General features: G+C 45.7%; 28 protein-coding genes and 1 riboswitch. Of the genes, 25 read left to right on the forward strand and 3 right to left on the reverse strand.

The genetic code is table 11. The annotated features are described in order from the left end of the window. Positions 1-98 precede the first annotated feature (98 nt). Positions 99-683, forward strand: coding sequence for an RNA polymerase sigma factor SigX (gene sigX / locus OVA33_RS13570; RefSeq protein WP_014418276.1), 585 nt, complete (start codon positions 99-101; stop codon positions 681-683). Then, positions 658-1,722 (forward strand): hypothetical protein, encoded by a 1,065-nt coding sequence (locus OVA33_RS13575; RefSeq protein ID WP_063636685.1) that lies wholly within the window; start codon positions 658-660, stop codon positions 1,720-1,722. Before sigX ends, OVA33_RS13575 begins: the two co-directional genes overlap by 26 nt. 46 nt (positions 1,723-1,768) lie before the next feature. On the opposite strand, the gene serA is transcribed toward OVA33_RS13575, so the two are convergent. Then, on the reverse strand, positions 1,769-3,346 hold the full coding sequence (gene serA / locus OVA33_RS13580) for a phosphoglycerate dehydrogenase (RefSeq protein ID WP_017418054.1): 1,578 nt from the start codon (positions 3,344-3,346) through the stop codon (positions 1,769-1,771). A 207-nt stretch (positions 3,347-3,553) separates the two neighbouring features. Continuing rightward, positions 3,554-3,688, forward strand: a riboswitch (FMN riboswitch). A gap of 147 nt (positions 3,689-3,835) precedes the next feature. Between serA and OVA33_RS13585 the strand changes: the two genes are divergently transcribed. Further along, positions 3,836-4,408 carry a riboflavin transporter FmnP gene (locus tag OVA33_RS13585; protein WP_003153402.1) on the forward strand — a complete coding sequence of 191 codons (573 nt, stop codon included), beginning with the start codon at positions 3,836-3,838 and terminating at the stop codon, positions 4,406-4,408. Between the two features lie 135 nt (positions 4,409-4,543). Here the strand turns inward: OVA33_RS13585 and OVA33_RS13590 are convergent, their stop codons facing one another. Then, a complete protein-coding gene (locus tag OVA33_RS13590) occupies positions 4,544-4,792 on the reverse strand; it encodes a ferredoxin (protein ID WP_003153403.1) in 249 nt (82 codons plus the stop codon). A gap of 268 nt (positions 4,793-5,060) precedes the next feature. On the opposite strand from OVA33_RS13590, the gene OVA33_RS13595 reads away from it, so the two are divergent. From OVA33_RS13595 to fni, 17 genes are all read left to right on the forward strand, one after another. Next, positions 5,061-6,119: a YpbB family protein gene (locus OVA33_RS13595; protein WP_017418053.1), complete on the forward strand. Its 1,059-nt coding sequence runs from the start codon at positions 5,061-5,063 to the stop codon at positions 6,117-6,119. Next, on the forward strand, positions 6,112-7,602 hold the full coding sequence (locus tag OVA33_RS13600) for a RecQ family ATP-dependent DNA helicase (protein WP_025649802.1): 1,491 nt from the start codon (positions 6,112-6,114) through the stop codon (positions 7,600-7,602). The genes OVA33_RS13595 and OVA33_RS13600 overlap by 8 nt, the downstream gene beginning before the upstream one ends. 14 nt (positions 7,603-7,616) lie before the next feature. Further along, on the forward strand, positions 7,617-8,204 hold the full coding sequence (locus OVA33_RS13605; RefSeq protein WP_025649801.1) for a CPBP family intramembrane glutamic endopeptidase: 588 nt from the start codon (positions 7,617-7,619) through the stop codon (positions 8,202-8,204). Further along, a complete protein-coding gene (locus OVA33_RS13610; RefSeq protein WP_063636684.1) occupies positions 8,182-8,952 on the forward strand; it encodes a LysM peptidoglycan-binding domain-containing protein in 771 nt (256 codons plus the stop codon). Before OVA33_RS13605 ends, OVA33_RS13610 begins: the two co-directional genes overlap by 23 nt. A 68-nt stretch (positions 8,953-9,020) precedes the next feature. After that, a complete protein-coding gene (locus OVA33_RS13615; RefSeq protein ID WP_007409443.1) occupies positions 9,021-9,479 on the forward strand; it encodes a YpbF family protein in 459 nt (152 codons plus the stop codon). A gap of 86 nt (positions 9,480-9,565) precedes the next feature. Further along, positions 9,566-10,354 (forward strand): metallophosphoesterase, encoded by a 789-nt coding sequence (locus tag OVA33_RS13620; RefSeq protein WP_025649800.1) that lies wholly within the window; start codon positions 9,566-9,568, stop codon positions 10,352-10,354. Positions 10,355-10,505: 151 nt separating this feature from the next. After that, the gene (locus OVA33_RS13625; RefSeq protein ID WP_003153412.1) at positions 10,506-11,090 is read left to right on the forward strand and encodes a genetic competence negative regulator; all 585 of its coding nucleotides are present in this window, start codon (positions 10,506-10,508) and stop codon (positions 11,088-11,090) included. Between the two features lie 159 nt (positions 11,091-11,249). Continuing rightward, positions 11,250-12,524, forward strand: a complete 1,275-nt coding sequence (gene gudB / locus OVA33_RS13630; RefSeq protein ID WP_003153413.1) for an NAD-specific glutamate dehydrogenase — start codon at positions 11,250-11,252, stop codon at positions 12,522-12,524. A gap of 105 nt (positions 12,525-12,629) precedes the next feature. Continuing rightward, positions 12,630-13,613, forward strand: a complete 984-nt coding sequence (locus OVA33_RS13635; RefSeq protein ID WP_063636683.1) for a YpdA family putative bacillithiol disulfide reductase — start codon at positions 12,630-12,632, stop codon at positions 13,611-13,613. A gap of 96 nt (positions 13,614-13,709) precedes the next feature. Continuing rightward, on the forward strand, positions 13,710-14,366 hold the full coding sequence (prsW, locus tag OVA33_RS13640) for a glutamic-type intramembrane protease PrsW (protein WP_003153415.1): 657 nt from the start codon (positions 13,710-13,712) through the stop codon (positions 14,364-14,366). 132 nt (positions 14,367-14,498) lie between these two features. Continuing rightward, positions 14,499-15,368 (forward strand): spore cortex-lytic enzyme, encoded by an 870-nt coding sequence (gene sleB, locus OVA33_RS13645; protein ID WP_017418048.1) that lies wholly within the window; start codon positions 14,499-14,501, stop codon positions 15,366-15,368. 24 nt (positions 15,369-15,392) lie between these two features. Beyond that, positions 15,393-16,742 carry a germination protein YpeB gene (gene ypeB, locus OVA33_RS13650; protein WP_007409448.1) on the forward strand — a complete coding sequence of 450 codons (1,350 nt, stop codon included), beginning with the start codon at positions 15,393-15,395 and terminating at the stop codon, positions 16,740-16,742. An 87-nt stretch (positions 16,743-16,829) separates the two neighbouring features. Continuing rightward, complete coding sequence (locus tag OVA33_RS13655) at positions 16,830-17,486, forward strand: flagellar brake protein (RefSeq protein WP_017418047.1); 657 nt, start codon at positions 16,830-16,832, stop codon at positions 17,484-17,486. A 46-nt stretch (positions 17,487-17,532) separates the two neighbouring features. Then, positions 17,533-17,709 carry a YpfB family protein gene (locus OVA33_RS13660; RefSeq protein ID WP_003153420.1) on the forward strand — a complete coding sequence of 59 codons (177 nt, stop codon included), beginning with the start codon at positions 17,533-17,535 and terminating at the stop codon, positions 17,707-17,709. Positions 17,710-17,787: 78 nt separating this feature from the next. After that, entirely contained in the window at positions 17,788-18,462 is a 675-nt protein-coding gene (cmk, locus tag OVA33_RS13665) for a (d)CMP kinase (protein WP_017418046.1), read from the forward strand. 227 nt (positions 18,463-18,689) lie between these two features. Continuing rightward, entirely contained in the window at positions 18,690-19,838 is a 1,149-nt protein-coding gene (gene rpsA / locus OVA33_RS13670; RefSeq protein WP_003153426.1) for a 30S ribosomal protein S1, read from the forward strand. Positions 19,839-19,852: 14 nt separating this feature from the next. Continuing rightward, positions 19,853-20,902: a type 2 isopentenyl-diphosphate Delta-isomerase gene (gene fni, locus OVA33_RS13675; RefSeq protein ID WP_025649799.1), complete on the forward strand. Its 1,050-nt coding sequence runs from the start codon at positions 19,853-19,855 to the stop codon at positions 20,900-20,902. A gap of 34 nt (positions 20,903-20,936) precedes the next feature. Here fni and OVA33_RS13680 read toward each other — a convergent pair whose 3' ends face one another. Next, entirely contained in the window at positions 20,937-21,068 is a 132-nt protein-coding gene (locus OVA33_RS13680) for a YpzI family protein (RefSeq protein WP_003153429.1), read from the reverse strand. 76 nt (positions 21,069-21,144) lie between these two features. Here OVA33_RS13680 and OVA33_RS13685 point away from each other — a divergent pair, with 76 nt between their 5' ends. The 5 genes from OVA33_RS13685 to OVA33_RS13705 all read left to right on the forward strand — a co-directional run bounded on the left by OVA33_RS13685 (position 21,145) and on the right by OVA33_RS13705 (position 25,580). Next, positions 21,145-21,747, forward strand: a complete 603-nt coding sequence (locus OVA33_RS13685; RefSeq protein WP_017418044.1) for a YphA family membrane protein — start codon at positions 21,145-21,147, stop codon at positions 21,745-21,747. A 192-nt stretch (positions 21,748-21,939) separates the two neighbouring features. Further along, positions 21,940-23,250: a ribosome biogenesis GTPase Der gene (gene der / locus OVA33_RS13690; protein ID WP_003153433.1), complete on the forward strand. Its 1,311-nt coding sequence runs from the start codon at positions 21,940-21,942 to the stop codon at positions 23,248-23,250. 17 nt (positions 23,251-23,267) lie between these two features. Next, on the forward strand, positions 23,268-24,305 hold the full coding sequence (locus tag OVA33_RS13695; RefSeq protein ID WP_014418264.1) for an NAD(P)H-dependent glycerol-3-phosphate dehydrogenase: 1,038 nt from the start codon (positions 23,268-23,270) through the stop codon (positions 24,303-24,305). 317 nt (positions 24,306-24,622) lie between these two features. Then, positions 24,623-24,826: a DUF2768 domain-containing protein gene (locus tag OVA33_RS13700; protein ID WP_003153435.1), complete on the forward strand. Its 204-nt coding sequence runs from the start codon at positions 24,623-24,625 to the stop codon at positions 24,824-24,826. 19 nt (positions 24,827-24,845) lie between these two features. Continuing rightward, complete coding sequence (locus tag OVA33_RS13705) at positions 24,846-25,580, forward strand: hypothetical protein (protein ID WP_014418263.1); 735 nt, start codon at positions 24,846-24,848, stop codon at positions 25,578-25,580. Positions 25,581-25,632: the final 52 nt, after the last annotated feature.

Raw genomic sequence — 25,632 nt, forward strand, 5'->3', positions numbered from 1 at the left:
ATATAAATTCCCTTCCAAATTCCAGTTTCTCGTAATATAGTTGTAATGTAACTTTTCAACGCATTTTTACGACAAAAAAGTGAACGGAGGGGTTTCCCATGGAAGAAACCTTTCAGATATTATATGATGCATACCATCAAGATTTATATCAATTTTTATTTTATATGGTAAAAGATAAGTCGCAGGCTGAAGATTTGGCGCAGGAAGTGTATATCCGCGTCTTGAATTCCTATCATACATTTGAAGGAAGAAGCAGTGAAAAAACATGGCTGTTGTCCATCGCACGCCATGTGGCGATTGACTGGTTCCGCAAGCAGCAGACGATCAGACAGCGTATTATGGGTACGTTTGATTGGGATACACAAGATGTCAGAGATCAGCATTTGCTTCCGGACGAACTCGCCGTACAGCATGAAAACGTCCGGGAAATTTATACCGCGCTTGATCATTGCACCATTGATCAAAGAGCTGTTATTATCTTGAGATTTATTCAGGGATATTCCATTCAGGAAACAGCCGCCGCTCTCCGCTTCTCGGAAAGCAAAGTCAAAACGACCCAACACAGAGGGCTCAAAATACTTCGGAAACAGATGGAGCTTTTGAGGGAGGAGCTAATGGATGATGAAGTCATATTGGAACGAAGAAAGAGTAGAGGAGTTGTTAAGACAACTTCCGGCGGTTAGAGATCATCGTTCACCCGAGGCCATTTACCGGAATATTGAAACGGGTAAACCGTACAGGAAAAAGCCGGCCCGAAGCTGGATCGGCCCCGCCGCAGCCGGCGTCTGCGCATTGTGCATCGCTCTGATTATATCTCCTCACCTGATGACAAACAAATCTTCCGGTGATCTGACCGCTGACAGCCGCCAGACTGAAAAAGCCAGTCAGTCAGCTTCTGTCAAGCCGCCGGATCAGAAGACGTTCGTCGTCTCAAACCAAAACAAAAACAATTACATTACTTTGGCATTTGCCGATTCAGAAACATCCGCCGTCATTCCGGTCAGTTTTGAAAAAAAGAAGCCGGATGAATCGGTATCAGAGGCTTTATCCGAAGCGGAAAACCTAGAAGTGCCCGAATCCTTCCTTTCTGTGCCGAACCTTTTGGACGGTGTGCAGGTAACGGCGGATAAGAAGGATTTGCTTGTGCAGGTAAACGGACGGCTTTCTATCGAATCAGTTGCCGATGCTGACTTATTGAAAAAGATGCTGAAAGAGACTTTGACATGGAGTCCTTACGAGCGGATTAAATTGAAAAAGGTTCAAAACGGAGCCGGACAGGATTTTTATAAATCTTATGGCATTTCCGCTGAGATGTCCGTACATAAACAGACAAACCGGGCGTATTTTTCTTACAGCGACAGTCTGGGACAAGAGTATCTCATCCCGTCTGAACAAACCTATTATTCAGTATATCAGGCTATTGACGGGATGAAGACAACAGACGGAGGCTCACAGACCGCGAGCATTATAGAAGCAGATGCGATTGCATCGGTATCGGAAAGGGAAGACGGCGAGCAGCTGCGGATTCAATTGTCCGAAAAACATACGGTTGAAGATTCGCTGGAAGGGATTTTAATGATCGAAGGGCTTCTGTTAACTGCGAAGGAATTCGGTTATTCTGAGGTGCTGTTCACACATGCGCATACAAAGAAAATCGGTAATTATGATGTGACAAAACCTATCGCTGTGCCTGCCGCGCCTAATCCTCTTCCAAGCCATTAAACGTAAAAAAACCCAAAACATATGAATGTTTTGGGTTTTTTGTTGGTTACGGAAGGTCAATCAGTTTAACGGAAACAATATCCTGAACTGAAGTCAGCTCATTGACGACTTTATCATCTAAATGTTTATCAAAAGAAAGCATCATAATGGCTTCTCCGCCTTTTTCTTTACGGCCTACCTGCATGGTAGCGATATTGATATCGTTATCGCCGAGGATGCGTCCGACGCGTCCGATTACACCAGTCGTATCCTGGTGCTGGATATAAACGAGGTGGCCGGCAGGATTTAAGTCAATATTAAAGCCGTTCAGTTCAACGATTCGTTCACCGAAGTGAGGGATATACGTAGCCGTTAACGTAAATGTGCTCCGGTCTCCGGTCACTTTTACGCTGATGCAGTTATCATATCCTGATTCATTGGAGGAAATCTTCTCGCTGAAGCTGATTCCGCGTTCTTTTGCTACACCGCCGGCGTTCACTTCATTGACCGTTGAGTCTACACGCGGTTTTAAGAAACCGGACAGCAGGCTTTTTGTAATAAATGATGTTTCAAGTTTGGCGATGGTGCCTTCATATTGAATCGCAACATCTTTGACGGGTTCCTTCATACATTGTGACACGAGACTTCCGATTTTATCGGCAATTTGGTGATAAGGCTGGATTTTTTTGAATTCATCTTTCGTCATCGCAGGCAGATTGATCGCTGACATGACAGGCAGACCTTTTGCAAACTGCAGCACTTCTTCAGAAACCTGTGCCGCGACATTCAGCTGTGCTTCTTTCGTTGAAGCGCCTAAGTGAGGTGTGGCGATCACCAGCGGATGGTCGGGAAGCTTTGATTCAACTGGCGGTTCCACTTCAAACACGTCAAGGGCAGCGCCTGCGACATGGCCGCTTTCCAGCGCTTCCAAAAGCGCAGCTTCATCAATAATTCCGCCTCTTGCGCAGTTGATAAGGCGGACGCCTTTTTTCGTTTTGGCAATGGTTTCTCTGTTAAGCAGTCCTTTTGTTTCCTTTGTTAAAGGCGTGTGGACGGTAATGATATCCGCGCTTTCAAGCACTTCTTCGAATGTCCGGCTGTTTACGCCGATTTTGCCGGCTCTCTCTTCGGTTAAGAAAGGATCGAATACATGAACCGTCATACCGAACGCTCTGGCGCGCTGGGCAATCTCGCTTCCGATCCGGCCCAGACCGACAATGCCTAAAGTCTTTCCGTAGAGCTCCGCCCCGACAAAAGCCGTCCGGTTCCATTCTCTTGATTTTACTGAGATATTGGCTTGCGGAATGTGTCTCATTAATGAAGAAATCATCGCGAATGTATGCTCTGCCGTTGAAATGGTGTTTCCATTCGGCGCGTTTATCACGATAACTCCATGTTTTGTGGCCTCATCGATGTCGATGTTGTCTACGCCGACACCGGCTCTGCCGACGATTTTTAAAGAAGTCATTTTTTTAAACAAATCTTCGGTTACTTTCGTGGCACTGCGGACTAACAGGGCATCAAAGGTATGTAATTCATCTTCTGCATCCGCGACGTTTTTTTGAACAATTTCTATAAAGTCTGATTCCATCAGCGGCTTTAAGCCGTCATTGCTCATCTTATCTGAGACCAAAACTCGAAACATTGTTAGATTTCCTCCTAGTTTAGCTGACTAAATATCTGATAATTTATCATATTCTCAATAGAGTGTCAATGTGTATTGACGCAGTAAAGGAGAAAAGGAAACCGCGGAATCAGCTGAAAATGGGGCTTCCCCAATATTTTATTTAAATTTGAGCAGTTCTCTATACAATTGCAATTTGATCATATATAATGTGAATAAATTCATAAGATCAATCTTCGGGGCAGGGTGAAATTCCCTACCGGCGGTGATGAGCATCATGCTCTAAGCCCGCGAGCTGCTTCGGCGGCAGGATCCGGTGAGATTCCGGAGCCGACAGTATAGTCTGGATGGGAGAAGATGGAGGTTCAGCAGACGTTTTGATGCTTATATCAAACGTTTCTTTGCCAAGCCTTAGTAAGCTCCCGCTTTTTAACAAAAGCGGTTTTTTTATTGGGGCGCAAAAGAACCTTTCCTCTTTTCGAGAGATTTGATCGAAAAGGAGAGAGCATTGTGAAAGTAAAAAAATTAGTTGTCATCAGTATGCTTAGCAGTATTGCTTTTGTGCTTATGCTGTTAAATTTCCCGTTTCCGGGTCTGCCGGATTACTTGAAAATTGATTTCAGTGACGTTCCTGCAATTATCGCCATTTTGGTTTACGGGCCTGCGGCGGGGATTGCGGTTGAAGCGATTAAAAATATTCTGCAGTATATCATTCAAGGAAGCATGGCCGGCGTGCCTGTCGGGCAGGCAGCCAATTTTATCGCGGGAACGCTGTTTATTCTGCCGACGGCGTTTATGTTTAAAAAGCTCAATTCTGCAAAAGGTCTTGCGGTGAGCCTTCTGGCCGGAACCGCGGCGATGACCGTGCTGATGAGTATTTTGAACTATATTCTTATCCTGCCCGCGTATACTTGGTTTTTACATTCACCGGCACTGTCAAACAGCCAGTTAAAAACGGCGGTTGTCGCAGGAATTCTGCCGTTTAACATTGTAAAAGGCATTATCATCACCATCGTCTTTACGTTCATCTTTACGAAGCTGAAACCTTGGATTGAACAAAAACGCAGCATCCAAACACAATAAAGACTGAAAGCGTCCGCTCTGTGAAAACAGCCGGACGCTTTTTTGTTTATGCTGATCGCAAAAAATAAGACTCCGGCCGATAACAGCCGGAGTCTTATTCAGGACGAAAAAGCTCCTCTCACGGGGAGGGCTTTTTTATTCGTATTTCAGCGGGTCGCCTTCGAACGGTTCATCCGCAACTTTGATTGAATCAGTAGGGCATCCTTCAAATGCGTCAATCATATCTTCTTCCAGAACTTCCGGAACTTCGACGACGCCTTTATTTTCGTCAAGCGTAACGAACGCAATGCCTTCATCATCATAATCATAAATGTCTGGTGCCGCAGCTCCGCAGGCGCCGCATGCAATACACGTATCTTTATCTACAATTGTGTACTTTGCCATGAATAAAACCTCCCAGATTGTTCGTGTTGGAACAAATGGTTTACCTTATATATTTTTAAATATAACACCTATTCCTCTTACTTATTGTAATGATGTTAGTGTCAAATTTCAACAGAAAAATGATTGAGAATGCTTATCACATAAGGGATTCTCTTTAGCACTTCCCCCTAAAAGATGACTTTAAACGTCAAATTTATATGAAAATCTGTTAAAATAAAAAGAACCAAAAAACGAAACTTGTCACAGAAGAAATGTAGGTGTGTTTAGATTGGCGATAAACTACTTTGATACCGTGGTTCTCGACTGTCTGGACAAAATAGACGGCGAACGGACTCCGAGTGCTGTGTTTCATTTATTAAAAGGAAAAAAGTCGTCTCAAACCATTCAGGATGCCGGCTTATTTCAGATCGCTAAATATTTCGGCATGGCTTCACAGTGTGAACGCGGCGATATTACGGCTTCTTTGCATAAACTCACCGAGAACTCATACATTACAGCCGGAAAAGAAGAGGGAACGTGGAAAGTGACTGCGCGCGGCGTTCAAAGGCTTGAACGGGCGTTTGCCGAGCGGCCTTGGCCGAAGGACTGCCACGGCGCGAATTATCAAACGCCTGCTGGCACCCTGTGGAGGCGGCTTTCCCTGCTCATTCAAGTCCTGTCAAACAAAGAGCATCAATGTAGTCAATATATCCCGGTTACCAACGATGTGCAGACGCTGAGATGGATCAAACGGTTCATGCGGAAAAACAGAGATGCTAAAGAGCTTTCCGTCCAAATGCATGACGCGCTGTTTCAGCTTCTGCAAGGCGTAAGTGAACGGCAGGCGCTTATTTTTGTCTATTCTTTAACTTCATTCAACAGAATCGGCAAAACGAATAAGCAGCTCGCTCTCCAGCTGAACGAAGATGAATGGTATGTGTCCGTCCAGTTTTGGGGAGCGGTACATTATGTTATTCAATCGCTTCCGCAATGTGCATATCCCGCTCTGCGCGAGCTGCTGTCCGATCTGCAGGCGGAAAGCGCGCTGACACAGTCTGCCAGAAAAACCTTTGAGCTGTTGGAAAAAGGGTTTCCGATTGAACGGATCGCCGCGGTCAGAAATTTAAAAACCGCCACAATCGAAGATCATATCGTAGAAATATCATTGCACCAACCTGCATTTTTTATAGAACAGTATCTTTCTGAAGAGGAACAGCGTATGATAACGGCATTTGCAAAACAGCATCAAACGAATAAAATTAAACGGATTCGCGAAGGAATGCAGATGCGCTTCAGCTATTTTCAGATCAGGCTGGCGCTGGCAAAGACGGTGAATCAGCATGACTGAGCTGCATAAAGCTTTATCCAGGTATTTTGGTTTGCATTCCTTTAAAAAAGGGCAGGAAGAGATTATGACTAGCGTGCTCCAAAAAAAAGATACGATCGCCATGCTTCCGACCGGCGGGGGAAAATCATTATGCTATCAGCTCCCGGGTTACATGATGGACGGGCTGGTGCTGATTATTTCACCGCTTCTTTCATTAATGGAAGATCAGGTGCAGCAGCTGAAAGCGAAAGGAGAAAAGCGGGTTGTGGCATTAAACAGCATGCTGAATTCCGCAGAGCGGCATTTTATTCTCAGCAACATCAGCCGGTATAAATTTCTCTATATGTCTCCTGAAGCCCTTTCTTCACCTTATGTACTGAACCGTTTGAAAAACGTTTCGGTCAGTTTATTTGTTATTGATGAAGCTCATTGCATATCGGAATGGGGACATGATTTCAGGCCTGATTATTCGAAGCTCGGGCCTTTCAGACAGGCACTCGGAAAGCCGCCTGTATTGGCGCTGACTGCAACAGCGACAAAAGAAACGCTCAGAGACGTGACGGATGTGCTCGGACTTGAGCATGCTGTGCGTCATCTTTATTCAGTCAACCGGCCGAATATTCTCCTGGCGGCAGAACATTTGGCTGATAATGCCGAAAAAATAAGCAGGCTCACGGAGCTTGCCGAAAAGCTTGAAGGCCCGGGTATCATATATTGTCCGACCAGGAAATGGGCGGAAGAGCTTGCGGCTGAGCTGAATGAAAAAACGGGAAAGCGGACGGATTATTATCACGGCGGAATGGATACAGGGGACAGAATCTTGATCCAGCAGCAATTTATCCATAACCAGCTTGATTGCATCTGCTGTACCAATGCGTTCGGCATGGGTGTGGATAAGTCAGATATCCGCTTTGTCATTCACTTTTATCCTCCCCAAACGGCCGAGGCCTTTATGCAGGAAATCGGCAGAGCGGGACGCGACGGCAGCCCGAGTGTCAGTATTTTGCTGAGGGCGCCCGGCGATACCGAGCTTCAGCAGCAGATTATTCAGACAGAAAGCCTGTCTGATTATGATCTGGAAGGCATTCTGGCCGTCATACGGGATGCCGGTACGGGTGATGAGCGAAAGCTTCGGGACGTTCTGATCAACAAGGGCGTCCAGGAAACACAGGCGCGAACGGCCGTCCATCTGTATCTGCAAGGAAAAACCACAAAAGAGCAGCTGCAGGAAGAACTGACATACCGCGTGGAAAAGAAGCTGCGTAAAATGAACTGTTTTTCGGCGTTATTAGAGCGGAAAGAATGTATAAGAGAAGCGCTGCTGTCTTATTTTGATGAATCGTATGAGCCTGAAGGTCAAACCGGACAATGCTGCAGCAGCTGCGGACTTGATCTGGCTCCGTACGAGCAAAAAGGAGAACGGAAAAACATGGAACGGTTTGAAGATTGGAAGCTGGAATTAGGCCGGATTTTCGGTTCAGAGTCTGCGGGTGAGTTCAGCTGAGACGGCAAAGCGAATTGATCCAGCAGCTCTCAGACCGGGAGATTGTGATACAGCTGTATGCCACCCAATTGCTCATATTGGCGGTTTCAGCTGTTATCGGCTTTTTCTTTTTCACCGACATTCACGATTTTTTAAAGCTGTGGCATATACGTGACGATAATATCATATGGTACGGTGTAACTCTTGCCGTCCTTGTCATTTTTGCCGATCTGGCGGTGATGAAATGGTGTCCTTCGCATTTATATGATGACGGCGGCATTAATGTATTGCTTTTTAAGAACAGGCCGGTTCTGCACATTTTATTTTTGACGCTTCTCATTTCGTTCAGCGAAGAGATTTTGTTCAGAGGCGTTCTGCAGACACATATCGGCTTATGGGCCGCCAGCTTCATTTTTACCGTGCTTCATTTCAGATACATGGCGAAGTGGCTTCTGTTTATGATGGTTGCGGGCATCAGTCTTTTGCTGGGGCTTATCTACGAATGGACCGGCAATTTATTCGTTCCGGTTACAGCGCATTTTATTATTGATGCGGTATTTGCCTGTCAGATCCGTTTTCAATATGTTAGGAGGGGTTTCTATGACGGAAATGTCAAGAGTTGAAAGAAGAAAAGCTCAGCTGCGTGCCGAGCAGCAGGTTGCCGCGGCCGCGGATGAACAAATTGAATATCTTGAAGACAGCCTCCCGACAAGACAATCTGTAAAAGAGGAGCGTAAAAAAAAGGAAGAGCAGGTGAAGGAAAAAACCAAAACAAAAACGCCGCTGTTCACTTTTCTGACCGTCCTGTTCATTATCGTAACAATCGGTGTCTTTTTCGGTCTTCTTTATATGACGAACAGCAGCAGATTTGACCCGAAGGACTATGAAGATGTCTTCATTGACCACAGTGAAAGCGCGCCTGCCGTTATTCCGAAAGGCGCTCAGAAAGAAACGTCAGAAACCGCTCTTTTAGAACAACCGAAAAAAAAGTCTGACGACAAAGATAAGAAAGAAGCGGCTGCATCTGAAAAAACAAAAGAAAAACCAAGTGAAAAAACACCTGAAAAAACGGAAACGCCCTCAGAAAAACAAGTAAAGCCGACAGACACCGAATACGCGGAGACAAAACAGCAGTCTCCGCCGGCTGTCCGTGAAAAAGCGGCTCCGGCTGCCGCGAGTGATCAAGCCGGGACTGTCCCGAAAAATGTGCGAACCGTACAGCATACTGTACAGCCGAAAGAAACGCTTTACCGCATTTCAATGAAATATTATAAAAGCCGGGCGGGCGAAGAGAAAATCCGCAGCTACAACGGATTAAACGGAAACGACGTGTACACCGGCCAGGTTCTGAACATTCCGCTGTCTGATTAAAATAAATGCATGTTTTCACCGTGTTTTTCATATAGTGTACCAATGAAAACGGACAAGGTGTGAAGCGCATGGATTCTTTATGGAAGCAATTAGACCGATTTGCTGACGGACCGACGAAACAAATGCTTCAGGCGCTGGTGAAACGGAAATTAAAATACGAAAATTATGCCGCACAATGCCGAAGATGGCAGTGGGCGTCCCTCGTTTGTTTTTCCCTGATGTGTATACTGCTGATGTTTAAAAGCTTTAATGCCCCCCAAGCCTCTCCGCAGCTGATTCTGCAGGAAATATTAGGCCATACGGTTTATTTGTGCTGGATTATGGCTTCCGCTTTTGCGTACTGCACTTCTTATTATTTTAAAAAAAAGGAAGAAAAAGCTGAGGGTGAATTTCATAAACTGAGATGTGAAATTATCCAAAAAAGCACGGATTTATGGCCCCAGCCTGAAAAATGGAGGGCGAGAGAATCTGTTTTTCACTTGATGAAACATCGGTATGATATCAATCTTTATTTTGAAAGCAAATAAAATGAGGCGTTTTCCGGAAAGGATAGAAACGTCTTTTTTTGTTTGTCCGTCTAATGTAAGACAATGACAGAATGGAGAGTGCGTTTATGAAGCTTACAGCGGGAATTCTCGGCACATTGGCGGGAGCGGCTGCGGTTATGGCGGCCGTTATGTACAAAACGGCAAACGGCAGCCATCTGAAAACACATACATTTACGCTTGATAAAATGAAGGGGATGAAGCCGCTCACCATCTTCTTTATATCTGACGTGCACCGCCGTTTAGTTGATGAAAAGCTTCTCCGCGAAGCGGCAGGTTATAAGCCGGATGCCGTTTTGCTCGGCGGTGATTTGGCGGAGGGCGGAGTTCCTTACGCCAGAATTGAAGAAAACATCAAACGTCTGACGGCTCTCGCGCCTGTCATGTATGTGTGGGGGAATAACGATTACGAGGTCAGCCAGCAAAAACTGCTCTCTCTTTTACGGGCATATAAAGTGATCCCGCTGAGAAATGAATCGGTTCAGTTTGCTTATAAAGGGGAAACCGTTACAATATGCGGGGTGGATGATATCAGGATGATGATGGATGATTACGATTCTGCAATCAGATATACGGATGCTGACAAAGTAAACCTCCTGCTTTGCCATAACCCCGACATCCATGAGCAGATGAGGGAGTCAGACGGGATTGACGCTGTGTTCAGCGGCCATACGCATGGCGGCCAAATCCGTTTCGGCCGGTTCGGGCCGTACGAATTGGGCGGGACGGGAACGGTAAAAAAAGCGCATTACCTGATCAGCAACGGCTACGGGACGACAAAAGTTCCGCTGAGGCTCGGGGCGAAACCGGAGACGCATATGATTACGCTGTGCGGACCGGATGAGCCGTCTTCCTGAAACAAACCCGGCCGCTGTGATAAAAAACGGCATTCTGCTTGTCTTCCCGCTGTACACGGTGTAAACTGATAACAAATTAAGAACCTATGACTCATTTATTCATATACTGTGTTATATGATTTGTGTGCAAGAAGAGGCAGGAGGGAACATTATGCGGCTTGAGCGTCTGAACTATAATAAGATTAAAATCTTTTTAACCCTCGACGATCTGACTGATCGGGGACTGACAAAAGAAGACCTCTGGAAGGACTCGTTTAAAGTCCACCAGTTATTTAAAGATATGATGAATGAAGCAAATACAGAGCTCGGCTTTGAAGCGAATGGTCCGATCGCGGTGGAAGTATATTCTCTTCAGGCACAAGGCATGGTTGTGATTGTAACGAAAAATCATGACGCGGACGCAGAAGATGACGAATATGACGATGATTATATCGAGATGCAGGTCAAACTTGACGAAAGCCCGGATATTATTTATCAGTTCCATTCGTTTGAAGATATCATTCAGCTTGCCGGAAGCCTTCACCGAATCGGGATTACCGGCGGCACCGTCTACCACTATGAGAACCAATACTATGTAAGCCTTGAAGACCTCGGCTCCCGTTCCGCCGAAGGCGTCATCGCGGTGCTGGCTGAATACGGACACCCGGCGACGATTACGATTTACAGGCTCCATGAGTACGGAAAACTCATCATGGACGGCAATGCTGTGGAGACCATCCAGAAACATTTTTCATAAAAAAGATTTGAAACGGCAGCTGTTTTCAGCGGCCGTCTTTTTTAAGCGAAATAATGGAAAAATCATTGTCTTTCTTCTATGCACGGAGATATTGAAGGTGTATACTAGTCACTGAAAGGGAGCATGAGAGAAACAGAAGATTTTAGGAGGTTAACTCAAATGGCAGCCGATCGATTCACCGGTCATAATGAAGAAGACAAACATGATGTATTAAAATCAACCCAAACCGTAATACATAAAGCTCTGGAAAAATTGGGGTATCCAGAAGAAGTGTATGAACTGCTGAAAGAGCCGCTCAGATTATTAACGGTTAAAATTCCTGTTCGGATGGATGACGGGTCTGTGAAAATATTTACAGGCTATCGTGCGCAGCACAATGATTCCGTAGGTCCGACAAAAGGCGGTATTCGTTTTCACCCGAATGTAACTGAAAAAGAGGTGAAAGCACTTTCCATCTGGATGAGTTTAAAATGCGGAATTATTGATCTTCCTTATGGCGGTGGTAAAGGCGGAATTGTTTGTGATCCGAGAAATATGTCATTCAGAGAGCTTGAAAGGCTGAGCAGGGGATATGTAAGAGCAATCAGTCAGATTGTCGGACCGACTAAAGACGTCCCGGCACCTGACGTATTTACAAACTCACAGATTATGGCTTGGATGATGGATGAATATTCAAGAATTGATGAATTTAACTCACCCGGCTTTATTACGGGAAAACCGCTTGTACTCGGCGGATCCCACGGCAGGGAATCAGCGACGGCAAAAGGCGTCACCATCTGCATAAAAGAAGCGGCCAAGAAAAAAGGTCTCGATATTCAGAACGCGCGCGTCGTCGTACAAGGTTTCGGAAATGCGGGCAGCTATCTGGCTAAGTTTATGCATGACGCCGGCGCGAAAGTTGTCGGAATTTCTGACGCGTACGGAGGCCTTTACGATCCGGACGGTCTTGATATTGATTATCTGCTTGACCGCAGAGACAGCTTCGGAACGGTGACGAAGCTTTTCAATGACACCATTACGAATCAGGAGCTGCTTGAGCTGGACTGTGATATACTTGTCCCGGCGGCGATCGAAAACCAAATTACAGAAGAAAACGCTGACCGCATCAAAGCGAAAATTGTGGTAGAAGCGGCAAACGGACCGACGACACTGGAAGGAACGAAAATCCTGACAGACAAAGGAACGCTGCTGGTTCCCGATGTTCTGGCGAGCGCCGGCGGTGTAACGGTTTCTTATTTCGAATGGGTTCAAAACAACCAGGGCTTCTACTGGAGTGAAGAAGAAGTCGAGGAAAAACTGGAAAATATGATGATAAAATCGTTTAATAATATTTATGAAATGTCCCAAAACCGCCGGATTGACATGAGGCTTGCGGCTTACATGGTCGGCGTGCGGAAAATGGCTGAGGCTTCGCGTTTCAGAGGCTGGATATAAACCAATCGTTTGCATAAACAAAAAAAATCTCCTATGATAATATAGGAGATTTTTTATATGAGTGGAAACTTATGCTGGAAATGCCAATCGCAGGAGTTGAAGGACATGACAGAAGAAAAAGCAATTATAATAGGCGGAGGTCCTTGCGGATTATCGGCGGCTATACATCTGAAGCAAATTGGCGTGAACGCGCTTGTGATCGAAAAAGGGAATGTCGTAAACAGCATTTATAACTATCCGACCCACCAAACTTTTTTCAGTTCAAGTGAAAAATTGGAGATCGGCGATGTTGCCTTTATTACGGAAAACAGAAAACCGGTCCGAATACAGGCTCTCTCTTATTACAGAGAGGTTGTCAGAAGAAAAGAGCTGCGCGTAAACGCCTTTGAAACGGTGGAGCGCGTAACGAAACAGGAAGACGGCCGTTTTCTTGTAGAAACGTCAAAAGACCGCTACCTCACTCCGTTTTGTATCATTGCGACAGGATATTATGATCATCCGAATTATATGAACATACCGGGTGAAGGGCTTCCTAAGGTATTTCATTACTTTAAAGAAGGCCATCCTTATTTTGATAAAGATGTTGCTGTGATCGGCGGGAAAAACTCAAGTGTGGACGCGGCTTTGGAACTCGTGAAGTCCGGTGCGCGCGTCACGGTGCTCTACAGAGGACATGAGTACTCCCCGAGCATCAAGCCATGGATTCTGCCTGAGTTTGAGGCCCTTGTCAGAAACGGCACAATCCGGATGGAATTCGGCGCTTGTCTTGAAGAAGTGACGGAAGATGAAATCATTTTCCGCTCCGGCCGAAATGAGACGGTCCGGCTGAAAAACGATTTCGTATTTGCCATGACGGGATACCATCCCGATCACGGTTTCCTCGAAAAAATCGGTGTGCGGATTGATGCGGAATCAGGCCGGCCGTTTTTCCGGGAAGAAACGATGGAAACAAATGTTGACGGTGTTTTTGTCGCCGGAGTCATTGCGGCTGGAAATAACGCCAATGAAATTTTTATCGAGAACGGCCGTTTTCACGGCGGCTTGATCGCAAATGAAATATCAAAACGGCTGGGTGCAGAGAGCATATGATCATTCATATGCTCTTTTTTGAAAAAATTGAAAGATGTAAAAATATAAACAACATGGTACCATAGATATAGGAATATAAAGGAAAGAGGTTGCCTGATGTTTGCAATCATCTCTGCAGGAATTGCTCCCGGCATTGCGCTATTAAGCTATTTTTATTTAAAAGATCAGTATGACAATGAACCCGTACATATGGTGCTGAGGTCTTTTTTTCTCGGGGTTGTCCTTGTGTTTCCGACCATGTTTATCCAATATGTTCTTGAAAAAGAGCATGTGGGGGGAGGAAGCTTTTTCGTTTCGTTTTTGTCTTCGGGATTTTTGGAAGAATCGGTGAAATGGTTCGTTCTGATGATCAGTGTGTACCCGCATGCTCATTTTGATGAGCATTATGACGGAATCGTTTACGGGGCCAGTGTGTCTTTAGGCTTTGCCACGCTTGAAAATATTCTGTATTTATTCGGCCACGGCGTTGAGCATGCTTTCATAAGGGCGCTTCTGCCGGTCTCCTGCCATGCGCTGATCGGAGTGATTATGGGGTTTTATCTCGGAAAAGCCCGCTTTTCGCAGAAAAAAGCCCGTGTCAAATGGCTTGTGATTTCGCTGGCCGTGCCTTCATGTCTGCACGGTTCGTACGATTTTATTCTTACCGCCCTCAATCATTGGGTATATTATATGCTGCCGTTTATGCTGTTTTTATGGTGGTTCGGGCTGCGAAAGGCAAAAAAAGCACGCTCCGTCAATATGATCCAAGTGTGAAGAAACCGCGCGTCGCGTGCGGTTTCTTTTTTTATGCCTTGATGAGGGATAAGAAGGAAACGGTGTATAAAAATATCCGCGTGACAGACAATACGGGTACACTTTAAATTTTGCAGTAGGAGGCTTGAAGAGATGAAGTGCAAAGGAGCCTTTATGGCATGTCTCATTCTATTTTCTTTCGCCGCCGCTTTCTTCGATCATCATGAAACGGTTCATGCGTTTTCAAATCAAGTGATTCAAAGAGGCGCGACGGGTGATGATGTTATAGAATTGCAGGCCCGTCTTCAATATAACGGATTTTATAACGGGAAAATCGATGGAGTTTACGGTTGGACCACATACTGGGCCGTGAGAAATTTTCAGGAGAAATTCGGCATGAAGCCGGTTGACGGCCTTGTTGGCGCGAAAACCAAACAGGTGCTGGTTTCAAAATCAAAATATTACCGTGAATATGTAATGGAGCAGATCCAAAAAGGGAATACGTTCACTCATTATGGCAACGTCCCATTGGAAAACCAAACAAAACCGAGAGCCGGAACGCAGAAGACGGCGGGAACGAATAAGCCTGCTCAAAAACCGCAAAACAATACCGGCGGCCAGTCAAATCAAAAGCAAAATACGACAGCGGCCAATATGCCTGGCGGTTTCTCAAACAACGACATCAATCTTCTGGCACAGGCTGTGTACGGGGAAGCGCGCGGTGAGCCGTTTGAAGGGCAGGTTGCCATCGCCGCGGTTATTTTAAACCGTATTAAAAGCCCGTTATTTCCGAATACGGTGGCAGGCGTCATTTTCGAACCGCTCGCGTTTACCGCTGTTGCCGACGGCCAAATATATATGCAGCCGAATGAAAGAGCAAAAGAAGCGGTTCTTGATGCGATCAACGGCTGGGACCCTTCTGAAAACGCGATTTATTATTTCAATCCTGATACGGCGACAAGCAAATGGATTTGGGGACGTCCGCAGATAAAAAGAATCGGAAAACACATTTTCTGTGAGTAAAAGTACGCAAAATGAGGTGTTAACATGATTAGAGGAATCATTATCGCTGTTCTCGGTGTCGCGATCGCCGCAACCGGATATTGGGGATATAAAGAACATCAGGAAAAAGATGCGGTCCTTCTGCATGCGGAAAATAATTATCAGAGGGCTTTTCATGAATTGACGTACCATGTAGATCAGCTTCACGACAAAATCGGGACGACGCTTGCGATGAACAGTAAAAAATCTCTGTCTCCGGCGCTCATTGATGTATGGAGAATAACATCTGAAGCTCATAACAATGTGAGCCAGCTGCCGCTGACTCTCATGCCTTTTAATAAGACGGAGGAGTTTTTATCAAACATAGGAGATTTCAGCTATAAAACATCCGTCCGGGATTTAGATCAAAAACCGCTTGATAAGAAAGAATATACAACACTGAACAGCCTGTACAAACAGGCGGAGAACATTCAAAACCAGCTCCGCAGCGTTCAGCATCTCGTCATGAGCAAAAATTTACGGTGGATGGATGTTGAGATGGCGCTCGCCTCTGACAAAAAACAAAGCGATAATACAATTGTCGACAGCTTTAAAACAGTCGAAAAAAATGTAGGCGCTTTTTCTGAAGACAGCATCAGCCCCACATTTACGGGAGCAAATACAGAACGAAAAGGTTTTACGCATCTGAAAGGAAAACAAATTACAGAAAAAGAAGCGGTCAAAATCGCACAACGGTTTGCGCCTGATCATAATTATTCAATTAAAGTGGTCAAAAGCGGCAGGAAGACGAATCGGGACGTATACAGCATCCGCATGAAAGACGCCGACAACAAGTCTTTTATCTATATGGATATTACCCAAAAAGGCGGACATCCGGTCTATTTGATTCAAAAACGGGCCGTGAAGAAACAAAAGATCAGCCTCAATGAAGCATCTAACCGGGCCGTCGCGTTTTTAAAGAAAAATGGATATGAAACAAAAGGCCTCGAAATTGATGAAAGCGCGCAATATAATAACATCGGCGTCTTTTCTTTTATCCCAGTAGAGAAAAATGTCCGCATTTATCCGGAAGCCATCCGAATGAAAGTGGCGCTGGATGATGGTGAAGTCGTCGGTTTTTCCGCGCGTGATTACCTGGCGGCGCACCGCACGAGAACGATTCCGGCTCCCGCTTTGTCAGCTGATGAAGCGAAAGCGAAGCTGAATAAAAATGTTGAAGTGCGGGAGACCCGGCAGGCGCTGATCACGAATGAACTCGGTCAGGAAGTGCTTTGCTACGAAATGCTCGGAACGATCGGGAAAGACACGTATCAAATGTTCATCAATGCGGACGACGGAAAAGAGGAAAAAATAGAAAAGTTAAAAAGTGCAGAACCTATATATAAAGACCTATAAAAATAAAGGAGGAAAGGACTAAAAGTCTTTTCCTTTTTTTCGTTACATGCTTTAATAAAAGCATAAATAATGAAAGAGTGAAGGCCCATGATAGCTGTCGGAGATTACATTTGGATTGAATACATAGAGAACAATGAGCCCAAAAAAGCGAGGAGCAAAGCAGTAAGCGTTGAAAACGGCGAACTGCACATCTCATATCCCGTCGATCTGGATTCGGGACGGACGGTCTTTTTGCATAAAGGATTGGAAATAACAGCGGAATTTATGGGGAATGGCCAAGTGCCGTATCAATTTAAAAGCATAATCAAAGGAAAGAAAAAAGACCCCATCCCGATGATCGGATTGGACATCCCCCCTCAGGAGGAAATGAAGCGGATTCAAAGACGCCGATACGTCCGTGCAGACGCAGTATTGGATGTATCCGTCAAAATGGAAGCGAAAAAAACCGCTTTCCAAACGGTTTCCTCTAATATCAGCGCCGGCGGAATCGCTGTTGTGATGCCTGAGCATATTTCCGCGGAACCAGGTGAAAAGCTGTATGTCGCATTTTCTCTTCCCGGCAAGGAAAATACGGCGGATATTACGGCCGAGGCTGTTATCCAGCGGATTTTTTATGATGAAAAGGCGGATAAACAAAAAATGACGCTTGAATTTGCAGAAATCGCTCCCGCTTCACAGCAGCTTTTACTCCAATATTGTATGCGCGCGCAGCTGCAGCAGAGAAGAAACAGTCTGTCGGAATAAACAGCAGCGCACTTTTCCATACTAATTCTAATGGAGGTGCGCGTGTATGAAAACGTTTGAACGTCTGCTGGTCAAATTGGTCTGCATTCAGCTTATCATTTTGGGCGCGGTGCAGTTTTTGCTTCATTATCAGCCTATTGAACCTTATATTTCGAAAGCTGTGAAATATGAGGGAGTTGATAAAATGGAGAAAAAAGAATGGATTGAAACGGTAAAGCGGTAAATCAGCTCAATTTTTTCGCCCCTTTTCCGGCAGTTCATGATACAATCCATAGAGGAGTAAAGAGCAAGGAGAGAGATTATGGACAAGAAATTATCAATTGCGATCGACGGGCCGGCCGCTGCCGGAAAAAGCACCGTTGCTAAAATAGTGGCTGAGAAAAAATCATATGTGTACATTGATACAGGAGCGATGTATCGTGCCATTACATATACGGCGCTCAAGCAGAATGCCGATTTAACTGATGAAGCCGCGCTTACAGAGCTGCTGAAGCGTACGGAAATTGAGCTTGTATCCGCTCCGGAAGGACAAATCGTTCTGGTAAACGGAGAAGATGTGACAGAAGAAATCCGAAAAGACGAAGTCAGCAACCAAGTATCAATCGCCGCCAAGCATAAAGGCGTCAGAGAAGAAATGGTCAAAAGACAGCAGCAGCTCGGAGAAAAAGGCGGTGTCGTCATGGACGGCCGTGATATCGGTACTCATGTGCTGCCTGATGCCGAAGTGAAAATTTTTCTGCTCGCGTCCGTAGAGGAAAGAGCGAAGCGCCGATATGAAGAGAATAAGAAAAAAGGCTATGACGTGAATTACGAGACGCTCATTGAAGAAATTGCCAGACGCGACAAACTCGATTCAGAGAGGGAAGTTTCCCCGCTGCGCAAAGCGGAAGACGCGATTGAAATCGATACGACGTCACTAAGCATTGCCGAAGTCGCAGGAAAAATTCTGGAGATCGTCGATCAGAAATCACGTTAAGCCCGGGCGGAGCGCTTTATAATTTTTTTCGAAAGACAAGATGTTATTGCTTGACAAACCAGTCCATTTATTAGAAGTTAATACTAATAAAACTTTTTATTGATCATTCAAAATCTTTTTTGGATGATTCTTTAATACATATTCGGCTGAAAAGCGGACATTCACATGTTCAGCTTTCAAACCGTATTAATTAAGCTGTGTAGGTTTGGACCAAGGAGGTTATTCAAATGACAGAGGAAATGAATCAAATTGATGTTCAAGTGCCAGAGGTTGGAGATGTAGTAAAAGGGATTGTGACAAAGGTAGAGGACAAGCATGTAGATGTCGAAATTGTCAATGTCAAACAGTCCGGAATCATTCCAATCAGTGAATTATCAAGTCTTCATGTAGAGAAAGCATCGGATGTCGTAAAAGTTGACGACGAGCTTGACCTGAAAGTAACAAAAGTGGAAGACGATGCTTTGATTTTATCTAAACGTGCCGTTGATGCTGACCGCGCTTGGGAAGACCTTGAAAAAAAATTCGACACAAAAGAAGTGTTTGAAGCTGAAGTGAAAGATGTGGTGAAAGGCGGTCTCGTCGTTGATATCGGCGTTCGCGGCTTCATTCCCGCATCACTTGTCGAAGCTCATTTCGTCGAGGATTTCACTGACTATAAAGGGAAAACCCTCTCTCTTATCGTCGTTGAACTCGACCGTGATAAAAACCGGGTGATTCTGTCGCACCGGGCTGTAGTGGAAAAAGAACAGACAGCCAAAAAGCATGATTTTCTCCAAACGCTTGAAGTTGGAAGCGTGCTTGAAGGAAAAGTGCAGCGTCTGACTGATTTCGGCGCATTTGTCGACATCGGCGGAATTGACGGGCTTGTTCATATTTCGCAGCTGTCTCATTCACACGTCGAAAAACCGTCTGACGTGGTGGAAGAAGGTCAGGACGTAAAAGTGAAAGTGCTGTCCGTAGACCGCGATAATGAGCGTATTTCTTTATCTATTAAAGAAACGCTGCCGGGACCTTGGAGCCAGATCGGCGAAAAGGTAAAACAGGGAGATGTGCTTGAAGGAAAAGTGCAGCGCCTTGTAAGCTTCGGCGCCTTCGTTGAAATTCTTCCGGGCGTGGAAGGACTTGTGCACATTTCGCAAATTTCCAATAAACATATCGGAACGCCGCATGAAGTGCTTGAAGAAGGACAGACTGTTAAAGTGAAAGTGCTTGACGTGAACGAAAGCGAAGAGCGCATTTCCTTAAGCATGCGTGAGCTTGAAGAAGCGCCGAAAGCCGATCAGGAGGACTTCCGTCAATACCAGGCGAAAGAAGAGCCGAGCACCGGCTTCCAGCTTGGCGATTTAATCGGAGACAAGCTTAATAAATTAAAATAAATTGGTGATAAAACGTGACACGAGCAGAACGAAAAAGAGAACATATAAATCATGCGCTGTCTACCGGTCAAAACCGGGAAACGGGGCTTGATGATATTACGTTTGTTCATGTCAGCCTACCGAACCTAGCATTGGAAAAAGTGGATATATCAACGAAAATCGGCGGACTCACAAGCAGTTCGCCGATTTTTATCAATGCGATGACAGGCGGCGGCGGACAGCTTACATACGAAATTAACAGATCGCTGGCAAGAGCCGCGCGCAAAGCCGGCATGCCGCTGGCTGTCGGTTCGCAAATGTCAGCTTTAAAAGATCCCTCCGAACGGTATTCTTACGAGATCGTCAGAAAAGAGAATCCGGACGGGCTGATATTTGCCAATTTAGGCAGCGAGGCGGATGCCGAGCAGGCGAAAAGGGCAATTGATATGATTCAAGCGGATGCCCTCCAGATTCATTTAAATGTGATTCAGGAGATCGTCATGCCAGAGGGAGACAGAAGCTTTACCGGCGCTCTCGGCCGTATTGAGCGGATTGCGGCGGAAGCGGGAGTTCCCGTTTTTGTCAAAGAAGTCGGCTTCGGAATGAGCAGGGAATCGGCACGGCAGTTATTTGATGCCGGGGCGGCAGCAGTTGATGCCGGCGGATACGGCGGTACAAATTTCTCTAAGATTGAAAATATGCGCAGAGAGAAGGCGCTTCAATTTTTTAATACGTGGGGAATTTCCACTGCCGCAAGCTTAGCGGAAATCCACTCGCTCTCCGCTGATCAATCAATTATCGCATCCGGCGGGCTGCAAAGTGCCCTGGATGTCGCCAAATCGATTGCCCTCGGCGCTTCCAGCGCGGGAATGGCAGGCACTTTCCTGAAAGCTCTCACCTCCAAAGGAGAAGAGGGGCTGTTTGACGAGATGACGGCGCTTTTACAAGAGCTGAAAATGATTATGACCGCCCTCGGATGCCAATCGGTTGCCCAATTGCAAAAGGCGCCTTTGGTCATAAAAGGTGACACACATCACTGGCTTTCTGAACGGGGAATTGACACATCCCGTTTCAGCAGACGTTAAAAGGCATGCGAACACGCATGCCTTTTTCTGTTTTTTACGATTTTCTTTTTCGGAATTCACCGTTTTGTTCAAGGCTTGTCGCTCCTTTATGGTGAATCGAATCATCGCGATCAGATTCCACCCGGCGGGAGGCTTTCAGTTTTTTCTCCTGTCTGTCTTTTCCCATCCTTATCCGCTCCTTTCAGGCATAATTGGTTTAAAAAATGCGTTCCCGCTCCATACTGGTCAGAGGAGGAGCGATTATGGAACCGTTTTATTATTACTGGTCAATGTGGTTTTTATGGATACTTGCGACTTTTATTTTTGCCAAAACAAAAAGCCGGTTTTACGTATCAGTCTTTATTTTGACTAATATGATGGCAAGCATACATCAGATAACGGCTTATTTTACGCTGAATGCGGCATATGTCATGTTTTTTGCTGCGGCATTTGTTTATGCGGGAAGCCTCGGCATGCATAAACGGCTCCGTCATATTGTGATTCATCTGACGGCGTCTGCGGCATACGGCTTTATTTTTCTTTTTGCATTATATGACCCTGTTTGGTTTATCATAAAACCTGAATGGGCGGCGGTTATACTGCTTACCGTTATTACGCTTTCCGTTGAGGGGCGGTTCCCTGAGAGGCTTTGTCTTTTTGTTCTCGGCATGTGCCAGGGGGAGCTATTGTATGCTGCGGTCATCCGCAACATTGCGGGTGCGGCAGCCGTCGGTGATTATAAATGGCTTTCAGGCTGTTCGGCGGGAGTGATTCTGCTCGTCGGGCTGACTACATATGAACAGCTTGCGGCGCGCATCAGCCAAAAAAGCAAAAAGCAGGGCAAAGGAGCGACAAAAATGTCTTGAAAACAGACGAAGACTGTTACATGAATGCGAAACATTTTGAAGAATACATTGTGATCTCAGTGAAAACTGATATAATAAATGAGTTAAGCCCTTCTGTTTGAAGGGTTCTTTTCATAGCGAAGATGATTTTTAATAACCGGTTGAACAATTTTTTGTGAAAATGTAAGCGGCTGGATTGAAAGGAAGGGTACTATGGGTAAACCTGTCGTAGCCATTGTCGGAAGACCGAATGTGGGAAAATCCACAATCTTTAACCGGATTGCGGGTGAAAGAATTTCAATAGTAGAAGATACCCCCGGAGTGACGCGGGACCGGATATACAGTTCGGCGGAATGGCTGAATTATGATTTTAACCTGATTGATACGGGCGGAATTGATATCGGAGACGAACCGTTTCTGACACAGATCCGCCAGCAGGCTGAAATCGCCATGGACGAGGCTGATGTGATCATCTTTATGGTGAACGGCCGCGAAGGTGTGACGTCTGCGGATGAAGAAGTGGCAAAAATACTGTACCGGACGAAAAAACCGGTCGTATTAGCCGTTAATAAATTAGATAATACCGAAATGAGAGCGAACATCTATGACTTTTATGCGCTCGGCTTTGGAGAACCGTATCCGATTTCGGGCACACACGGTTTAGGATTGGGAGATTTGCTCGATGCTTGTGCCGAGCATTTTAAAAACATTCCGGAGACGAAGTACAGTGATGATGTCGTTCAATTCTGCCTGATCGGCCGCCCGAATGTCGGAAAATCATCCCTTGTCAATGCGATGCTCGGCGAAGAGCGGGTTATCGTGAGCAACGTAGCCGGAACGACTAGAGACGCAGTGGATACGGCGTTCACCTACAATCAGCAGGAATTTGTAATCGTTGACACGGCGGGAATGAGAAAAAAGGGTAAAGTATACGAAACAACAGAAAAATACAGTGTGCTGCGGGCGTTAAAAGCCATTGACCGCTCAGACGTCGTCGGCGTTGTGCTGAATGCAGAAGAAGGCATCCTTGAGCAGGACAAGCGGATCGCCGGATACGCCCATGAAGCCGGGAAAGCCGTCGTCATTATCGTAAACAAATGGGATGCCGTTGATAAAGACGAGCGCACGATGAAAGAATTTGAACAAAATATTCGGGAACATTTCCAATTTCTTGATTATGCGCCGGTGCTGTTTATGTCGGCACTGACGACAAAGCGGATTCATACACTCATGCCTGCGATTATTAAAGCGAGTGAAAACCACTCTCTCCGCGTGCAGACAAATGTCTTAAATGATGTCATCATGGATGCGGTCGCCATGAATCCGACTCCGACGCACAACGGCTCCCGTCTGAAAATTTATTATGCGACTCAAGTCGCTGTTAAGCCGCCGAGCTTCGTTGTTTTTGTCAACGATCCGGAACTGATGCATTTTTCTTATGAACGCTTTTTAGAAAACCGAATCCGGGACGCTTTCGGATTTGAAGGTACGCCAATTAAAATATTTGCAAGAGCAAGAAAATAAAAAGGTGTGATACAGAGATGAAAAAAGTGGCAATGCTTGGAGCGGGAAGCTGGGGCACTGCACTTTCTTTAGTGCTGGCTGATAACGGACATCAAGTTATGATGTGGGGACACCGTGCCGAATTGATCGATCAAATCAACGAACTGCATGAAAACAAAGATTACCTGCCGGGGGTGGAGCTATCAAGTTCTATCATCGGTACAGCTGATTTAAACGAGGCTTTAAAAGGAGCGGACTTCATCATTGTGGCAGTTCCGACAAAAGCCATTCGGGAAGTGCTGAAAAAGGCTCTGCCGTACATCCCGAAACAATCGATTTTTGTTCATGTCAGCAAGGGAATTGAGCCGGATTCGCTTCTCCGTATTTCAGAATTAATGGAAGAGGAGCTGCCTGAGGAGTACAGAAAAGACATCGTCGTGCTTTCAGGGCCGAGCCACGCTGAGGAAGTCGGATTAAGACACCCGACGACTGTTACATCATCTTCAAAAAATATCAAGGCTGCAGAAGCGGTTCAGGATTTATTCATGAACCAGCATTTCCGCGTCTATACCAATCCGGATATGATCGGTGTTGAAATAGGGGGAGCGTTAAAGAATATCATCGCTCTTGCAGCGGGGATTACAGACGGATTGGGGTACGGAGATAATGCAAAAGCGGCCTTAATCACCCGAGGTCTTGCTGAAATCGCCAGACTCGGCACAAAGATGGGCGGAAATCCGCTCACCTTTTCCGGCCTGACCGGCGTAGGCGATTTAATCGTGACGTGTACAAGCGTTCATTCCCGAAACTGGCGCGCCGGCAACCTGCTCGGCAAAGGATATAAGCTGGAAGCTGTCCTGGATAAGATGGGGATGGTTGTTGAAGGCGTGCGGACGACGAAAGCTGCGTATCAGCTGTCTCAAAAATACCAAGTGAAAATGCCGATCACAGAGGCGCTTCACCAAGTATTATTTAACGGGCAGAAGGTAGAAACGGCCGTAGAATCCTTAATGGCCAGAGTGAAAACCCATGAGATGGAAGACTTGGTCAACACATTCGAAAACCGGGTGAAGTGACAATAACATGCCGTCAGCATATTCTGAAGTGACGAAAGTCCAAAACGCAGAACTCTCCGGCTGAAATCGCTTAAAACATTTGCTGGTTTAGGCAGAAGAGGATGCAGACGTACGCATCTGCGCATACTATAGCATCGAAGTCCAAGAGAGTGTATCTCAGACGTACAGGTGAATATAGTCAACTTGACTGAAGCAAAGTCCCCCTCTTTGCTTCAGTTTTTTGTTTTTTCAATAGATGGAAAACCTGTTGATCTTTTCAACATTTGTATATTAAAATGAAATATAACGCTTACAATGATGGGACGGGGGGCACGAACGTGAGTGTGGCATTGATGAAAATGTGGTTTGCGCTTGGTGCTATGGGATTAATGTTTGTTGCGGTGGCCTCTATTTATGTCAGCAGGTACAAAGTGAAAAACAAACTGATAAAAGCAGCGGTTTCTTCACTCGCTTATGCCTGCATGGTCATCTCGGGATTGATCGTGTTAATGGTCGTTTTCAGCGGGCCTGTCAATGAATAAAGCAAAAAGGGGGCGCGGAATGCATAAGTTTAAAATGGCCGTCATAACGGCAATGGCGGTGCTTCTGCTGTCCGGCTGTCTGTACCCTGAAGCGGAAAAAACTGAAAATAAAGTATCTTACAAACATCAGCTTCAGCAGGTGCAAGCGGCAGTGGATGAATTTAAAAAGGCGAACGGCGGACTTCTGCCGATTCAGACAAAAGATATGAAAACACCGCTCTATCAAAAATATCCGATAGATTTTAAGCGGCTCGCGCCCAGATACATAGAGGAGCCGCCGGCCTCAGCTTATGAAAGCGGAGGAATGTACCAATACGTGCTTGTCGATGTGGAAAATAAGCCGACCGTCAAGCTGGTCGATCTCCAAATGGCGGAAGCAATCCGCGACATGAAGCTGCGTGTCAAAATGTATCAGGAAAAGCATACATATCCTCCCTATGAGGACGCCGTTTCAAAAGGGCTGTTCACTTTAAATAAAAAAAAGCTCGGCATGAAAGACTCTCCTTCAGTCAAAAGTCCGGTTTCAGGCACGTCTCTGCCGCTTTTAATCGGCGCTGACGGAGAAATCTATGCCGACTATCGCGTCGATCTCGCCCGCTGCCTGAAGGAAAACAAAAAGAAAATCAAACCGGGCGCGGAAATTCAGGATATTTTATGGAAAGAGACTCCTTTCGTCCCGGCCTTTTCAGTCACATACACCGTAAATGAAAAACAGGAACCCGTTTTTTTAGAAAGTCAAACGAAACAGGAATGAACCTTTTTCCCGCGCATACAAATAGGGAGAAAGGTTTTTTTGATTTTGATAG

The sequence above is a fragment of the Bacillus sp. KICET-1 genome (assembly GCF_027721405.1).
In the GTDB taxonomy this organism is placed as follows: domain Bacteria; phylum Bacillota; class Bacilli; order Bacillales; family Bacillaceae; genus Bacillus; species Bacillus velezensis.

What these genes read in the sequence shown, in the direction of transcription:
- sigX (WP_014418276.1), top strand. Translation starts at nt 99, where the DNA reads ATGGAAGAAACCTTTCAGATATTATATGATGCATACCATCAAGATTTA.
- serA (WP_017418054.1), bottom strand. Translation starts at nt 3,346, where the DNA reads ATGTTTCGAGTTTTGGTCTCAGATAAGATGAGCAATGACGGCTTAAAG.
- OVA33_RS13590 (WP_003153403.1), bottom strand. Translation starts at nt 4,792, where the DNA reads ATGGCAAAGTACACAATTGTAGATAAAGATACGTGTATTGCATGCGGC.
- OVA33_RS13600 (WP_025649802.1), top strand. Translation starts at nt 6,112, where the DNA reads ATGACTGAGCTGCATAAAGCTTTATCCAGGTATTTTGGTTTGCATTCC.
- OVA33_RS13610 (WP_063636684.1), top strand. Translation starts at nt 8,182, where the DNA reads ATGACGGAAATGTCAAGAGTTGAAAGAAGAAAAGCTCAGCTGCGTGCC.
- OVA33_RS13615 (WP_007409443.1), top strand. Translation starts at nt 9,021, where the DNA reads ATGGATTCTTTATGGAAGCAATTAGACCGATTTGCTGACGGACCGACG.
- OVA33_RS13620 (WP_025649800.1), top strand. Translation starts at nt 9,566, where the DNA reads ATGAAGCTTACAGCGGGAATTCTCGGCACATTGGCGGGAGCGGCTGCG.
- OVA33_RS13625 (WP_003153412.1), top strand. Translation starts at nt 10,506, where the DNA reads ATGCGGCTTGAGCGTCTGAACTATAATAAGATTAAAATCTTTTTAACC.
- gudB (WP_003153413.1), top strand. Translation starts at nt 11,250, where the DNA reads ATGGCAGCCGATCGATTCACCGGTCATAATGAAGAAGACAAACATGAT.
- OVA33_RS13635 (WP_063636683.1), top strand. Translation starts at nt 12,630, where the DNA reads ATGACAGAAGAAAAAGCAATTATAATAGGCGGAGGTCCTTGCGGATTA.
- prsW (WP_003153415.1), top strand. Translation starts at nt 13,710, where the DNA reads ATGTTTGCAATCATCTCTGCAGGAATTGCTCCCGGCATTGCGCTATTA.
- sleB (WP_017418048.1), top strand. Translation starts at nt 14,499, where the DNA reads ATGAAGTGCAAAGGAGCCTTTATGGCATGTCTCATTCTATTTTCTTTC.
- ypeB (WP_007409448.1), top strand. Translation starts at nt 15,393, where the DNA reads ATGATTAGAGGAATCATTATCGCTGTTCTCGGTGTCGCGATCGCCGCA.
- OVA33_RS13655 (WP_017418047.1), top strand. Translation starts at nt 16,830, where the DNA reads ATGATAGCTGTCGGAGATTACATTTGGATTGAATACATAGAGAACAAT.
- OVA33_RS13660 (WP_003153420.1), top strand. Translation starts at nt 17,533, where the DNA reads ATGAAAACGTTTGAACGTCTGCTGGTCAAATTGGTCTGCATTCAGCTT.
- cmk (WP_017418046.1), top strand. Translation starts at nt 17,788, where the DNA reads ATGGACAAGAAATTATCAATTGCGATCGACGGGCCGGCCGCTGCCGGA.
- rpsA (WP_003153426.1), top strand. Translation starts at nt 18,690, where the DNA reads ATGACAGAGGAAATGAATCAAATTGATGTTCAAGTGCCAGAGGTTGGA.
- OVA33_RS13680 (WP_003153429.1), bottom strand. Translation starts at nt 21,068, where the DNA reads ATGGGAAAAGACAGACAGGAGAAAAAACTGAAAGCCTCCCGCCGGGTG.
- OVA33_RS13685 (WP_017418044.1), top strand. Translation starts at nt 21,145, where the DNA reads ATGGAACCGTTTTATTATTACTGGTCAATGTGGTTTTTATGGATACTT.
- der (WP_003153433.1), top strand. Translation starts at nt 21,940, where the DNA reads ATGGGTAAACCTGTCGTAGCCATTGTCGGAAGACCGAATGTGGGAAAA.
- OVA33_RS13695 (WP_014418264.1), top strand. Translation starts at nt 23,268, where the DNA reads ATGAAAAAAGTGGCAATGCTTGGAGCGGGAAGCTGGGGCACTGCACTT.
- OVA33_RS13705 (WP_014418263.1), top strand. Translation starts at nt 24,846, where the DNA reads ATGCATAAGTTTAAAATGGCCGTCATAACGGCAATGGCGGTGCTTCTG.